At 70.9% G+C, this 14077-nt stretch carries 12 protein-coding genes, 1 tRNA gene and 1 riboswitch; of the genes, 4 read left to right on the top strand and 9 right to left on the bottom strand.

From position 1 onward, the window contains the following. Positions 1-140: 140 nt before the first annotated feature. The 4 genes from AB0N06_RS11785 to AB0N06_RS11770 all read right to left on the bottom strand — a co-directional run bounded on the left by AB0N06_RS11785 (position 141) and on the right by AB0N06_RS11770 (position 4481). On the bottom strand, positions 141-908 hold the full coding sequence (locus tag AB0N06_RS11785) for a hypothetical protein (protein WP_366134504.1): 768 nt from the start codon (positions 906-908) through the stop codon (positions 141-143). A gap of 134 nt (positions 909-1042) precedes the next feature. Then, positions 1043-1687, bottom strand: coding sequence for a response regulator transcription factor (locus tag AB0N06_RS11780; RefSeq protein ID WP_366134527.1), 645 nt, complete (start codon positions 1685-1687; stop codon positions 1043-1045). Next, on the bottom strand, positions 1684-2958 hold the full coding sequence (locus tag AB0N06_RS11775; protein ID WP_366134503.1) for a sensor domain-containing protein: 1275 nt from the start codon (positions 2956-2958) through the stop codon (positions 1684-1686). The genes AB0N06_RS11780 and AB0N06_RS11775 overlap by 4 nt, the downstream gene beginning before the upstream one ends. Before the next feature lie 230 nt (positions 2959-3188). Beyond that, a complete protein-coding gene (locus AB0N06_RS11770) occupies positions 3189-4481 on the bottom strand; it encodes a DUF4158 domain-containing protein (RefSeq protein ID WP_366134502.1) in 1293 nt (430 codons plus the stop codon). 328 nt (positions 4482-4809) lie between these two features. Between AB0N06_RS11770 and lhgO the strand changes: the two genes are divergently transcribed. The 3 genes from lhgO (at position 4810) to AB0N06_RS11755 (ending at position 8548) form a co-directional block, all read left to right on the top strand. Next, complete coding sequence (gene lhgO / locus AB0N06_RS11765) at positions 4810-6066, top strand: L-2-hydroxyglutarate oxidase (protein ID WP_366134501.1); 1257 nt, start codon at positions 4810-4812, stop codon at positions 6064-6066. Beyond that, positions 6059-6868: a tRNA (guanosine(46)-N7)-methyltransferase TrmB gene (trmB, locus tag AB0N06_RS11760; RefSeq protein WP_366134500.1), complete on the top strand. Its 810-nt coding sequence runs from the start codon at positions 6059-6061 to the stop codon at positions 6866-6868. The genes lhgO and trmB overlap by 8 nt, the downstream gene beginning before the upstream one ends. 117 nt (positions 6869-6985) lie before the next feature. Further along, positions 6986-8548, top strand: a complete 1563-nt coding sequence (locus AB0N06_RS11755) for a PrsW family glutamic-type intramembrane protease (RefSeq protein ID WP_366134499.1) — start codon at positions 6986-6988, stop codon at positions 8546-8548. Positions 8549-8789: 241 nt separating this feature from the next. On the opposite strand, the gene AB0N06_RS11750 is transcribed toward AB0N06_RS11755, so the two are convergent. From AB0N06_RS11750 to AB0N06_RS11730, 5 genes are all read right to left on the bottom strand, one after another. After that, on the bottom strand, positions 8790-9914 hold the full coding sequence (locus tag AB0N06_RS11750; protein ID WP_366134498.1) for a M23 family metallopeptidase: 1125 nt from the start codon (positions 9912-9914) through the stop codon (positions 8790-8792). An 11-nt stretch (positions 9915-9925) separates the two neighbouring features. Next, positions 9926-10078, bottom strand: a riboswitch (cyclic di-AMP (ydaO/yuaA leader). 260 nt (positions 10079-10338) lie between these two features. After that, a complete protein-coding gene (locus AB0N06_RS11745) occupies positions 10339-11493 on the bottom strand; it encodes a PP2C family protein-serine/threonine phosphatase (protein WP_366134497.1) in 1155 nt (384 codons plus the stop codon). 261 nt (positions 11494-11754) lie between these two features. Then, a tRNA-Met gene (locus AB0N06_RS11740) sits at positions 11755-11828 on the bottom strand. A gap of 117 nt (positions 11829-11945) precedes the next feature. Continuing rightward, complete coding sequence (locus AB0N06_RS11735) at positions 11946-13142, bottom strand: SPFH domain-containing protein (protein WP_366134496.1); 1197 nt, start codon at positions 13140-13142, stop codon at positions 11946-11948. A gap of 99 nt (positions 13143-13241) precedes the next feature. Then, positions 13242-13463: a hypothetical protein gene (locus AB0N06_RS11730; protein ID WP_358858281.1), complete on the bottom strand. Its 222-nt coding sequence runs from the start codon at positions 13461-13463 to the stop codon at positions 13242-13244. Between the two features lie 229 nt (positions 13464-13692). Between AB0N06_RS11730 and AB0N06_RS11725 the strand changes: the two genes are divergently transcribed. After that, positions 13693-14073: an SHOCT domain-containing protein gene (locus AB0N06_RS11725; RefSeq protein WP_366134526.1), complete on the top strand. Its 381-nt coding sequence runs from the start codon at positions 13693-13695 to the stop codon at positions 14071-14073. The last annotated feature ends 4 nt before the right edge of the window (positions 14074-14077 follow it).

Raw genomic sequence — 14077 nt, 5'->3', positions numbered from 1 at the left:
TGACACCCCCGTAAGGCGGTCCGGGCGCTGTAGAGGCCGGGATCTCGTGCAACAGGGTATCCAGACGGTTGCGGATACACATCGGCGTCGCTGGCCCGGGCGACCCGCACGGTCAGCGGCGCTCTCTCGGCTCCTGGGCGTCACCAACTGCCCTGGAGGAGCGGCAGGAAACCCGGGTTGGGGTTGGCTACGGTGGTCACGTTGGCCACCACGACGACCAGCGCTGCCGCTGCGAGTAGTGCCGTGAGCAGGCTGTACCACCGGTGCCGGCGGCGCCACACCGCCACTGACAGGCCGAGGAGGTTGGCCGCCAGGAGACAGCAGAGCACGGCCTTGACTACGTGAAATCGGACGTACTCGTCGAGCATCACGTGCAGGGCGGGCGACTTCGGGCCGTGGGCGAGTTGGTCGCGGACCTGGGCCACCAGGGCAGCCCGGTCGGGCTTGGCGAGGCCGGATGCCAGCTGCGGCAGCAGCGTGCCGAAGGGCGACACGACCCCCTGGACGTTCTCGATCAGCAGCGCCGCCGCGACGAGCGCGAGCACCCCGAACAGCAGCCGGAACCGGCGGAGCCGGACGGCCAGCGCGACCAGCGCCGCGAGCAGCGGCACGGCGATCAACACCCGTACCAGGTGGTAACGGAACTGCTGGTCGACGAGGTGCTGGAGGCCGGGTGGGAAGTCCGGGCGGCCGGAGGACCAGTAGGCGAGGAAGGCATGCGGGAAGCCGCCGAAGCCGCCGGGGACCAGCAGCGGGGGGGCGAGGAAGAACGCGGCGGCCAGGAGAACGGCCGCGGTCAGGAGCCCGGCGTCACGCCGCCGCAGCCCCCCGGCGCCCGTGCCCGTCTGAGGTGCCCGGGTCCGCTCTCGCCCGCCCGGGAACTGAGATGGTTGTGCTCGTGTCGTCATGCCGACCACTGTGTCGCGGGGCAACCGCCAGGTCACCGGAGTGCGCCGGACAGTTGGGGTGTGGCTAGCCTCATGAGGTCAGCCGGACCCCACCGTCCGAAGAGGGCGCGGTCCGCGGCGCAGCAGCACCGCCGTCAGGCCCTGAGGTAGGCGAGGACGGCGAGCACCCGACGGTGCTGGGTGTCATCGGGTGGCAGGCCGAGTTTGGCGAAGATGCTGCCGATGTGCTTTTCCACCGCGCTGGCCGACAGCACCAGCCGCCTGGCGATGGCTGTGTTGGAGTGTCCCTCGGCCATCAGGGCGAGCAGCTCCCGTTCTCGCGCGGTCAGCGCCCCCAGGGCGCCGTCCCGGCGGTGACCGGCCAGCATCTGGGCGACGACCTGCGGGTCCAGCACCGTACCGCCGCCGGCGACCCTCGCCAGGGCGTCCAGGAACTCCTCGACCCGCGCGACCCTGTCCTTCAGCAGGTAGCCGACCGCCCCGGAGCCGTCTGCGACCAGCTCGGCGGCGTAACTGGCTTCCACATACTGGCTGAGCACCAGCATCGGGGCACCGGGCAGCTGCGCGCGGGTGGCGATCGCGGCGCGCAAGCCCTCGTCGGTGTGGGTCGGCGGCATCCGTACGTCGACGACCGATACGTCCGGGCGGTGCCTGAGCACCGCCTCGACCAGGGACGGGCCGTCACCGACCGCGGCCAGCACTTGGTGGCCTTCCTCGGCGAGCAGGCGGACCAAGCCCTCACGCAGCAGCACGGCGTCGTCGGCCACCACCACCCTCAACGGCACGGGATCTCCCCGGTGATCGTCGTCGGGCCGCCGCTCGGACTGGTTATGTGCAGCTGGCCGCCGACGGCGTGCAGCCGGTCGTCCAGTCCCTGCAAGCCGTGCCCTTTGGTCAGCGCCGCGCCGCCCACCCCGTCGTCGCGGACCCGGACGCGCAAGGCTCCCGGCTCGTGGCGCAGCCCGATCGCGCACCGGCTGGCGCCGCTGTGCTTGGCCACGTTGGTCAGTGCCTCGGCGACCATGAAATACGCAGCCGTCTCGACGGCGGGATCCAGCCGACGGTCCAGGTCTAGGGAGCCGGCTTCGAGTTCGGTCGGGATGGCGGAACGCGCGGCCATAGCGGCGAGCGCCTCGCGCAGGCCGCGGTCGACGAGGATCGGCGGGGCGATGCCGCGGGACAGGGCCCGCAGCTCATCCAGCGCCTCCTGGGTCTGGGCGATGGCGTCGGCGAGCGCCTCCCGGACGGCCTCCGGCCTCCGGTCGAGGTTGCGCTGGGCGCGGCCCAGTTCCATCGCCAGGCGAACCAGCCGCTGCTGCGGCCCGTCGTGGATGTCGCGTTCGAGCCGGCGCAGCGCGGCGGTCTCGGCGGTCACCGCGGCGACGGCCTGGGCCCGGGCGGTGTCTCGCTCCTGCTGTAGCCCCCTGATCCTGCGGAGCAGCGCGGACGCATCCCACAGCAGCACCTGCCCCAGCCCGGCCTGGGCTGCGACACACACCCGGGTCACCAGCGGCAAGGCCAGCAGCGCCAGCAGGCCGAGCATGATTCCGAAAGCGACATGCAAGCCCGGCGATCCGAGCTGGATGCTCATGCTGGTGTGGGGGCCCGCGACCAGGGTCATGGGCTGCTGCGGACCGGGGTCGGGCTGGGTGCGCAGCGGGAACGTGAGGCTGGCCACACCGACGAACCACCACAGCGCCGTCACGACCGAAGTGATCAGGACGACCGGTAGCACGGCCACGGCGTGCCCCACATCAAGCCACAGCCCCGGGGCGGACGGGGTGAGCGGGGCGGACAAGGCTGCGGCGTTTCCTGGTCGCGGGGTCTCGGTGTCGGCGGTCAAGGTGCGCAGCTTGGCGATGCGCCACCGTTCCAGGCCGGCGGACCACCGCGCCTTGCCGAGGAGCACCAGCAGCACGCCGACCAGGGCAGTCACCGGCGCGGTCAGCAGGTACAGCGACTCCACGAGCGTGCGACGCCCCGTGCGTACGAGGAGCCCGGCACCGGGTCGCCACCAGCCCCGGGCCACAGAGGGGGGAGACTCGATCACAGCCCCAAGAGTAATCGCAGCCCCGCCCCGCACGGGGACAGCGAACAGCTCGTTCGGCTGACACGGCAGCTGTAGATCGTGATGTTCAGGGCTGTGGTCGCTGAGCGGTGTTTGCGTAGGCGTGCCAGCGTTGGTGGCAGGCGCGTGCGCGGTGTTGGTGGCGGCGGCGCCAGGCGGACCAGTGCAGGACGTGCTCGGCATCTCGGCGGGGCACGGGCAGGATGAACAGCCTAAGCAGGCGTACGCCACCCCCTGAAGCTGTACTGCTCGCACAGCGGCAGGTAGTTGTTGCCATGGTGCGCGGCCACCGCCTCGTGCGACGCGCTCAGCGCCGCGATGCCTCCGCCGGCCGTCAGCGCCGCCAAGACCATCTCCCCAGTCCGCGCCGCTGCGGACCTCCCGTCTTCGGCTGCGGGTTCAACCGCGCCGTCGACGGTGCCGCTGCCGGTCGCATCGATCGTCGCGGTGCCGGTGTCCTTCTCGGCGTCGGGCGCGTTCGCCGTGTCGGCCGGTTCGGCAGCCTCGCGCACCGCGGCCAGAACATCGCCGAACACCTCCAGCAGCCGCTCGGACTCGGCGCGGTGCTCCTCACGCAGCGCCTCCAGCCGGGCCCGGCCCTTCTTGTGGATGACCGCCATGCGCTTGCAGAACATCTCGGTCACCTCGTCCCGAGCCGAGGTGCGCAACACGTGGATGAAGCTGGCCAGCAGCGTGAACCGCTTCTCGTCGCCGATCTTGACGAAGTCCGCGACGTCGGTGACCCGCGCCTCGCCAGCGAAGTGCGAGATCTTGCCCGGCGGGACCCCTTGCAGCCATGCGTCGGTCGGCCCGAGCGCGTCCAGGTCGGCAAGGTGCGCCAGGCGGACCTTGAACTTGCCGATCGTCGCGGCCTTCGCCGGGTCCTTCAGCCGGTCGAACCGGCTGCGCCGACTGGACGGGTCCACCACCAGCAGCTCGGTCAGCCTCGCACGCTGCCCCGGAGTGATCCGGCCGGCGACAGTGGCGAACACGTCCCGGTTCACCTCGGCGCGGATCTTGGCCACCATCCGGTCCAGCGTGGTGTATCCGGGCAACTCCCGACCAGATTCCAGCAACTCCTCCAACGCCACGTTGATCAGGTCGGCCGGGTTGTCCTTCGTGGCCGCTGCCGCTCGGATCGCCGTCTCGGCGATGCCGCGCACATCCGCCGCGTCGTATTCCACCCCCAGGCGCTCGCGCACGTAGTCGCGATACCGCGCAGCTGACCGCACCGCTTCCACCCCGACCGCCACACTGTCCGGCAGTCCCAGCGCGGTGCGTATGTGACCGGCCACCGCGTCGGGAACCTCGTCCAGGCCGGGGAAATAGCGCATCCGCTGGTAGCACTTCAGCCGTATCACCAGCACGAGGAAGGTCTGGTCAGCGGTCGTCTTCCCTCGCGCCCAGCCGACCTCGTCCGCTGTGGGTGTGAACGACTCGACCAGCTCCCGCGCCGTGACGGTCCCGCGGAACCTGGGGTAGGCGGTGCGGTCGATCGATGCCAACACACACCTCGAAGATCACGGGCCAGGATGACGGAATCCTAACGATCCCTATCAAGGCAACCCGCGCTGGCCTCTACCAGCGGTGAAACAAGGACGTGGCACGTTTCGCTCGTATTCCGGCCCCACCCCTCCTAGGGCGTGTTTCGAAAGCCCCGCCTGCCAGGCGACGCCTGGCTCCGGGGGCGCCCGCATCTCTCGGATGCCCGCGCGGAGTCCTCCGGGCGACGCGCAGGAGGCCGGAGGTGGAATTCCGGGCGCCACGCTGGCCTCCGCTGGTTTGAGTGCGATGTCAGTGGGTCAGTGCACTATCGGGGTGGGAGGTGGCGCGATGATGACTCACGCGGCGTACGACTGCGATGTGCTGGTGATCGGCGGCGGGATCGTCGGCCTGTCGACGGCGTATGCCCTCACGCGGACCGCTCCGGGCACGCGGGTGACCGTGCTGGAGAAGGAGTGGGGCCCGGCGCGCCACCAGACGGGGCGCAACAGCGGGGTGATCCACAGTGGCATCTACTACCGCCCCGGTTCGCTCAAGGCCCGCTATGCGGTGCGCGGCGCCGCCGAAATGGTCGACTTCTGCGCGGAGCACGGCATTCCGCACACGGTGACCGGCAAGCTGATCGTCGCGACCGGGCGGTCCGAGCTGCCCCGGCTGCACGCCCTGGTGCAGCGCGGCCGGCAGCACGGGCTGCCGGTGCGGGAGCTGGGGCCCGCCGGGATCGCGGAGTACGAGCCGCAGGTGCGCGGGCTCGCGGCGATCCGGGTCGGGACGACCGGTGTGTGCGACTTCAAGGCGGTTGCCGAGCGGTTCGCGGCCGAGGTGCGCGGCGCGGGCGGGCTGATCAGGTTCGGGGCGGAGGTCACGGCGATCGACCGCCGCCCGTGGGGTGTGGCGGTGCGGACGGCGGACGGCCGCGTGGTGCGGGCCCGGGTCCTGGTCAACTGCGCGGGGCTGCACTGCGACCGGGTGGCCCGGCTCGCGGGCGACGAGCCGGGCATGCGGATCGTGCCCTTCCGCGGGGAGTACTACGAGCTGGCCAGGCCCGAGCTGGTGCGCGGGCTGGTCTACCCGGTGCCGGATCCGGCATTCCCGTTCCTCGGGGTGCACCTGACCCGGGGCCATGACGGCGGCGTCCACGTCGGGCCGAACGCGGTGCCGGCGCTGGCCCGCGAGGGATACGGCTGGCCGGTCGTACGCCCGCGTGAGCTCGCGGACACGCTGGCCTGGCCGGGCTCCTGGCAGATCGCGCGCAGACACTGGCGGTACGGGGCGGGCGAGGTGCACCGTTCGCTGTCGAGGAGCGCATTCACGGCGGCCGTCCGGCGGCTGCTGCCCGAGGTCACGGAGGACGACCTGCGCCCCGCCCCGTCCGGTGTCAGGGCCCAGGCGGTATTGCGCGACGGCACGCTGGTGGACGACTTCCTGATCCGCGAGGCCCCGCACACGGTGCACGTGCTGAACGCCCCGTCACCCGCCGCGACGGCCTCGCTGCCCATCGGGCGGGAGGTGGCACGCAGGGCGCTGCTCCGGGCACAGGGAACGGGGTGGAAGCCGCCCGCCGTAGAATCGGGGCACTGTGTCTGAGTCCTTGAACCCCGCCCCCGAGTCCGACGAGGCCCACGATCTGCGCGCCGCAGCCTTCGAGCGGCAGCGCAGGCTGCGTCAGGAACCGCGCTTCCCCGGCGGACCCGCCGCCGACCCGGCCGGGTCGCACCACGAGCGCCGGATCCGCAGCTTCCAGCCGCGCCGCAGCCGTGTCACGCCCGGCCAGGAGGACGCGCTGCAGCGCCTCTGGCCGAAGTGGGGCCTGGACATCGACGGGCAGGCGGTCCTCGACCTGCCCGAGCTGTTCGACGGGCTTCCGGTCGTGCTGGAGATCGGCTTCGGGATGGGCGAGGCCACCGCGCAGATGGCGGCCGACGACCCCGACACCGGCATACTCGCCGTCGATGTGCACACCCCCGGCCAGGGCAACCTGCTCGGTCTCGCGGACCGGAACGGACTGTCCAACATCCGGGTGGCCAACGGTGACGCGATCATCCTGCTGCGCGAGATGCTGCCGCCGGCCGCACTCGACGGGCTGCGGGTGTACTTCCCCGACCCGTGGCCCAAGAAGCGCCACCACAAGCGGCGGCTGATCCAGCCGGAGTTCCTCGACCTGGCGGCGCAGCGGCTGAAGCCGGGCGCCGTGCTCCACTGCGCGACCGACTGGGAGCCGTACGCCGAGCAGATGCTCGAGGTGCTCACCGCGCACCCCCTGTTCGAGAACACGGCGGCGGACGGCGGCTACGCACCGCGGCCCGCGTTCCGTCCGCTGACCCGGTTCGAGGGGCAGGGCCTGGACAAGGGCCATGTCGTGCACGACCTGCTCTTCGCCCGCAGCTGACCTTTCCACCGCGACTGGCTCCTCACCCCTGGCTGAGCCGCAGATTCCCTGACGGGGCGGTACGCGCACCGCATTGCCCCATGGTCAGCTGTCAGTCTCCCTCGCTAGGGTCGTGGGGTGTCCGACGGGTCTGTCCAGCAGCAACAGTCGCAGCCGGCCGTCCCGCTCCTCGAGGAGCAGCGGGTCGGCGAGATCCTGGCGGCCGTGCCGGAGCGGGGCCAGTGGCGCTACCGTCCGCGCCGCGTCGGCATGGTCTGGCGAAGCAAGACGTTCCGTATCGCCGCTGTCTTCACCGTGCTCGCGCTGTGCGGGCTGGTGATCCTGGCTCTGGTCCGCGCCCAGACCGGCACCGAAGGGTTCCTGGTCGGGCTGGGTCTGGCCGTGCTGCCCGTCCCGCTCCTGATGACGGCGTTCCGCTGGCTGGACCGGGTCGAACCCGAACCCTGGCGGAATCTGCTGTTCGCCTTCGCCTGGGGTGCATGCGCCGCCGCCCTGATCGCGATCATCGCCAATTCGTTCGCGACCCGCTGGATCGCGACGGCCACCGCGGACCCGGCGAGCGCGGACACCCTCGGGGCCACGGTCATCGCGCCCGTCGTCGAGGAGAGCGCGAAGGCGGCGGCCGTCCTGCTGATCTTCCTGTTCCGGCGACGGGACTTCGGCGGTGTCGTCGCCGGCGTCGTCGTCGCCGGCTTCACCGCGACGGGCTTCGCCTTCACCGAGAACATCCTCTACCTGGGCAACGCGTTCGGCGAGGACCAGCAGATCGGCAACTCGGGCCTGGCGTCGGTGACGGCCGCGACCTTCTTCGTACGAGGGGTGATGACGCCGTTCGCGCACCCCCTCTTCACCGTGCTGACCGGCCTGGGCTTCGGCTTCGCGGCGCTCAGCGCACCCCGCCACCGCATCCGCCGCATCGCGCTGCCGCTGCTCGGACTGATCCTCGCCATGGGCATGCACGCCCTGTGGAACGGTTCGGGGACGTTCGGCCCGTACGGCTTCTATGTCGTGTACGGGGTGTTCATGGTCCCGGTCTTCGGACTGGTCACCTGGCTGGCGATCTGGTCGCGCCAGCGGGAGCTGCGCACCCTGGCGACCGAGCTGCCCGCGTACGCGGCCGCCGGCTGGCTGACCCCGGCCGAGCCGCTCGCGCTCTCCTCGATGCGGGCCCGCGGCCTGGCCCGGGACCTGGCGCGCCAGCGGCACGCGCAAGCGGGGTACGGAGCCCTGGGTTACGGGTACGCCCCTGCCTACGGCCCCGCCCACGGCACTCACGGCCGAATCGCGGCTCAGGTACGGAGCCACGCCAAGGCGCAGGCCAAGGCGCGCGGCCAGGCGGCGGCGCGGGCGGTCGCCGAGTACGAGTCGTTCGCCACGTCCCTGGCGTTCCTGCGCCGCCGGGCCGGCCGCGGGGCGGTGGAACCGGACTTCACCGCCCGTGAGCTGGAACTGCTGCACCACCTCTGGCAGCGCCGGGACGTGGCCGCCCCCGCCCTGGCGTACGCGGCACAGGCGACGGGCCGTCTGCGCCCGCACTCCATGGCCCCGGCGCCGGTTCCGCAGCAGTACCAGCCGTACGGCGGCCACAACCCGTACCTGTCGCCCCCTGGGCAGCCGTATCACCAGCCGCCCCACGGACAGCAGCGCTACGGGAACCGACCGCCCCAGCATCCCTGGTGACGGGTCAGGCGGACGCCTCGGTGAGTTCCGCCAGCTCCAGGGACGGCGGCGAGCCCGGCGCGGGCGGCGGAGTCCTGGAGCTCGCCCTGCGGATCAACGGATTCCAGCAGTGCTGCTCTTCCATGCATGGTGCACGCGAAAGCCGTGGCCAAACGGACCGGCAGCCCTGACGTCGGGGGGTGAGCGTCAGGACTGCCGGGGATCGGTGGCGGGCCGGTGGGGCCGGCCCGCGTTCATCGGGTCAGGGGGTGAGGCCCTTGTCGCGCAGCCAGGTCATCGGGTCGATGCCCGTGCCGCTCGAGGTGTGGACCTCCAGGTGGAGGTGGGGACCCGTCACATTTCCGGTGGCGCCGACGCGGCCGATGGTCTCACCGGTGGTGACCTTCTGGCCGACGCTGACGTTGATCGACGACTGGTGACAGAACCACAGCTCCGTGCCGTCCTCGAGCTCCAGGACCGTGCGGTAGCCGTAGGAGCCGGACCAGCCCGCCGACTTGATGGTGCCGGTATGGACGGCCTTGATCGGGGTGCCGGTCGGCGCCGCGAAGTCGAGACCGGTGTGGTAGCCGGAGGACCACATCGAACCGGCTTGGCCGAAGGTCGACGTGATCGTGTACGAGGAGGTGGGGATGGCGTAGCTGGCGGCCAGTTTGGCGAGCCGCTCGGCCTCGGCCTTGGCCTTCGCCTCTTCCTCCGCCTTCTTCTTCGCGGCCTCGGCCTTGGCCTCGGCCTTGGCCTCGGCGACGTCCTGCTTCTGCTTCGCCTCGGCTGCCGCCTTCTCCGCGGCGGCCTTCTCCTCGGCAGCCTTGGCCTCCGCGTCGGCGGCGCTCTGCTGCTGCTCGGCCTGCTGGAGGATGCGGGCGCGGAGCGCTTCGCCGGCGTCGGTGGCGCCCTGCTCGGCCTCGGCGGTGGTGATGCCCGCGCTGGTCAGCGGTGCGGCGGCGGTCTGGGCCTGGTCGGCGGCGGACTCCTCGGAGAACAGTGCGCCCACGCCGGGGAGGGAGTTGGCGTCGGGGAGCTTGTCCGCGAGGGAATCGGGAAGGGAGATGGAGACCGGCGGCTTGCTCTGCGCGGTGGCCATGCCGCCCGCGCCGACGGCCGCGATGACGCCGACGCCGAGAACCGTGGAGCTACGGGCGAGCCCGTTGCGCTGCTTGGCGACGCGGTGCCTGCCGCGTACGGGGCGGACGGACTCCTCGGTGGGGTTCCATTCCTCCCAGGACCGGTCGGTTCCTCCGAGGCCTTCGGTCCCGAACTCGGCGGTGAGCGCAGTGCCGGACTCGGTGTCCGTCCCGGAGGCGTACTCAGTGGTGAAGTCGGAGCCGAACCGGGAAGGGGCTTCGGGGGCAGGCTTGTTGGACGCCACGGGGGCGCACTCCTTTCCTTCCTTCTCGCCTACCGGGTTAGCTGACGGGTTCGGAGCAGGAAGGTCTCCTACGGATTCCTCTGCCTCTCACGAGACACAGATGTCCGATTCACCCCATGGAGGTGGTTCCCCGGTTCCCTTGCGGAATTCGGCGCTCGCGCACGGTGCCGCCACTGACGACGGCTGGGACGACCGCGCTGCGTTATCGAACGTTAATAGACGCACAGGCCTGATTCCAAGCTGTTCCCACTGATCGTTCACGGTTTTGGCCTGGACTTTACTGGACACAACCGGTCGGAATCGGGCGAGTTGACCCGGACTCAGTCGCTACCGTTTTTCTGACGCTGCGTCAAACATTATGCAGAGCGGCACTCTTCGATTACGCACCGTGGCATAGGCCTCGTGTGCTCACCGCAGCCGCGCCTCAGTCCTGCCCGCGCCTCACGATCTTCACGGTCCTGCGCCGCTCCGGCTGCCCCTCCGCGGGCCGTACGACCGCGACCAGCGCCATGTCGTCGGTGGACTTGCCGCCCGTGTGCAGCCGTACGTCATCGGTCAGCGCGGACAGCAGCTCTTCGGGCCCGGGGAAGATCCGCCCACTCAGTCGGGCCGCCGGGTCGTAGAACACCCCATGTTTGTCGCGCGCCTCGGAGAGACCGTCGGTGTAGACGAGCAGCGCCGTCCCGGCGGCCAGCCCCCAGGCGTCAGCCAGGTCCGGCCACACCCCCAGCCCCATGCCGAGCGGCAGCGCGGGCACGCTCGGTACCAGCAGCTCCACCCTTCCGTCGGGGTGGAGCAGCAGCGGCTCGGGGTGGCCGCGGTTGACGATCCGCACCTCGGCACCACCGTGCGGGATCTCGGCGAGTACGGCGGTGACAAAGCCCTCGACCGGATCGATCCCGCCGCGTCGCTCCCCCTCCCGTGCCAGCGCCCACTCCAGCCGCTGCGCCACGTCCTCCAGCGAAGCCTCGTGCTCGGCGACCTCCCGGAACGCGCCGATGATCACCGCCACCGCCTCGACCGCGTCGAGCCCCTTGCCCCGCACATCCCCGACCACCAGCCGCACGCCGTGCGGGGTGTCCACCACGGCGAACAGGTCGCCGCCTACGAACTCGTCCGCCTGCGCCGCCTCGTACCGCGCGGCAACCTGCAGCCCGCCGATCCAGTCGTTCGGCTCCGGCAGCACGGCCCGCATGGCGGTCTCCGCGATGACCCGCGCCGAAGCCAGCTGCTCATTGCCGCGCGTGACGACTCCGTTGATGAAGAGGGAGAGGATCGAGGCGGTGAGCACGGTGATGACCTCGAGGGACGGCACAACCTGCAGCACCGTGCCGCTCTGGATCCGCAGGACGAGGATCGAGAGCAGCGAGGCGACGCCGATACGGACGGTGCTCGTCCGTGAGAAGAACGGTGCGGCGACCAGCGGGGCCGCCACGAACAGCGGCACGGCGGTGAACGGCGGCGGGGTGAGGATGTCGAACACGAGCCCGGCGACGATCAGAAACGTCGGCAGCGCGCCGACGATCTGCCGGGACGGGCTGTCGCCCCCGCCCCGCACCCCGCGCAGCTTCTCCGCCATCCCCACCTGTGCTCTCCTGCCCGGTACGCGCAGCGGCTCCTGCGGTCTCCTGCCCGGTACGCGCAGCGGCTCCTGCGGTCTCCTGCCCGATACGCCCCACGGTCTCCTGCCCGGTACGTGCCTGGCTGCGGACGGTGCCGCACCTCACTGACCAGGCTTGCCGGAGCGGCGTCGCGCGGCGACTCCGCATCGGCCGAAGGGGGGACGGAAAACACGAATCAGGCCCGGCACGCTCTCTGCGTGCCGGGCCTGATTTTTCAGTAGCGGGGACAGGATTTGAACCTGCGACCTCTGGGTTATGAGCCCAGCGAGCTACCGAGCTGCTCCACCCCGCGTCGGTGAACACAACTCTACGCCATCCGGGACGCCCGGTTGACCATGTACTGATCCGCCTGCACCCCGTCCGCCCCCACCACTGCCCCGCGACGCCGCCTCCCATGTGCCGGTCGGTCTCAGTTCGAGTCGGTGATGTGCGGGGCCCGCTTCGCGTGGACCACCGGCTTCGCCGTGTTCGCACCGCGCTGGATTGCGTGGAGGATCGCCAGCCCCTGACTGACCACGCCCGCCGCCATCTCGTTGACACCGTTGGTGCCGTTGAGCACGGTGAGGTCGGCCCCCGACATCCCGCGGGCGGCCGCGTCGGCCAGGGCCGGCAGGTTCTCCACGATCCGGTTGGCCGCGATCAGCTCCTGATTGCCGTCCCGGAGCGAGGCGGCGCGCGCGGTGTTGGCGTCGGCCTGCGCCTGGGCGACGGTCCGTTCGGCGTACGCACTGCCGTCGGCCTGGAACTTCGCCTGGTCCCGGGCGGCCTCGGCGAGTGTGCGCTGCCGGTACGCCTCGGCGTCCGCCGGACGCCTGACCTCCGCCTCCAGCCGTTGCGCGGCCAGCGCCGCCTGCCGCTCGGCCAGTGCGGTCTGCTCCTCGATGACCTCGTGCGAGGCCCTGGCCTGGGCGAGCGGTCCGGCCTGGGCGGCGCGGGCGTTGTACTGCTCGGTCTCGGCGAGGAAGCCGGCCCGCTTGATCGCGGTGTCCCGTTCGTACTCGGCCTTGAGCGCCGCGGCCTGCTGCTCCCGCTCGGACGCCTCCTGGTCGGCCCTCGCCTCGGCGATCCGGGCCTGGCTGGCGACGGCGGCCGCGTGCGGGGCGGCGAGGTTGTTGATGTAGCCGGTGGAGTCCTCGATCTCCTGGATCTGGAGGGCGTCCACGACGATGCCGAGCTTCTCCATCTCGCCGTGGCTGCCCGCGATGACCTCCTGGGAGACCCGGTTCCGCTCCCGGATGATCTGCTCGACGGTCAGCCCGCCGACGATGGAGCGCAGGTGTCCGGCGAAGATCCGGCCGGCGAGCTCCTCCATCTGGTCCTGTTCGGACAGGAAGCGGCGGGCGGCGTTCGCGATGGAGACGGCGTCGTCACCGACCTTGAAGACGGCGACGGCGCGGACGTTGAGCCGGATGCCCTGCTGGGTGACGCAGTCCTCGGTGATCTCCGCCTCGCGCAGCGCCAGGGAGAGCATGCGCACCTTCTGCTTCACCGGTACGACGAAGCTGCCGTGACCGGTGACGATCCGGAACTGGGTGTCGTGCGTCTGCCGTTTCGATCCGGAGATGAGCATCGCCTCGTTGGGGGCGGGAACGTGCCAGAACAACATGAGCGGACTCCTGCCGTACGCCTCTTCTCGACGTGATGTCCCGGTGCGGCGCCGCTCGTCACCGTTCCCCGGCGTCGATCCCCGGCGTCGGTTCGCGGTTCAGGACGGCAGGCGTTCGACGATCACGCCGCGTGCCGAGACCGAGTCGACGACAACGACGCGTACGTCCCTGTCGATCGACGTCGCCGACCATGCGGTGTAGGCCTCCGACCCACCCCGTACGGCCACCAGTACTTCGCCGGGGCCGTTCGGCGGGATCGGCACGGTGACGCGGCCGATCGCCCCGATCGGGCTCCAGGCGGACCCATCTGCGGCGCTCATACGCCACACGCCTCCCTCGGTCATTCCACGGTACTCCGCGCCACCTCCTCGGGAACGGCCCCCTGAGGAACGGTCCGTACGACAGTGAGCGGTGGGTGGAATCTGATGATATGACTGATATGTGATTCAGCCGTTCAGGGCTGTCTCGCCGAGACGAACGGACGAATCGAACGACGCGACGACCAGGGAGCGGAACGTGGACTACCCCCTGCTCAACCTCTTCTGGACCATGCTCTGGTTCTTCCTCTGGATCATGTGGCTCTTCCTCCTCTTCAAGGTCATCACGGACATCTTCCGCAGCGACGACCTCGGCGGCTGGGGCAAGGCGGGCTGGCTGATCCTGTCCCTGGTCGTGCCGTACCTCGGCGTCCTGATCTACGTGATCGTGCGCGGCAAATCCATGGGGAAGCGTGACGTCGAGGAAGCCAGGCAGCGGGAAGCCGCCTTCAAGGCGTACGTACGGGAAGCCGCCGCCACCGGTGGCACGGCCGGCCCGGCGAAACCCAGCGGCGGCAGCGTCGAGGAGCTGGCGAAACTCGCCGAGCTGAAGGACCGTGGCGCGATCACGGACGAGGAGTTCCAGCGGGCGAAGACAAAACTCCTCATCTGAGACC

Origin of the sequence: Streptomyces sp. NPDC051020 (assembly GCF_040683105.1) — a bacterium.
Taxonomy (GTDB): Bacteria; Actinomycetota; Actinomycetes; order Streptomycetales; family Streptomycetaceae; genus Streptomyces.
Note: the sequence above shows the minus strand (reverse complement) of the source record. Positions and strands in the feature narration are given on the sequence as shown.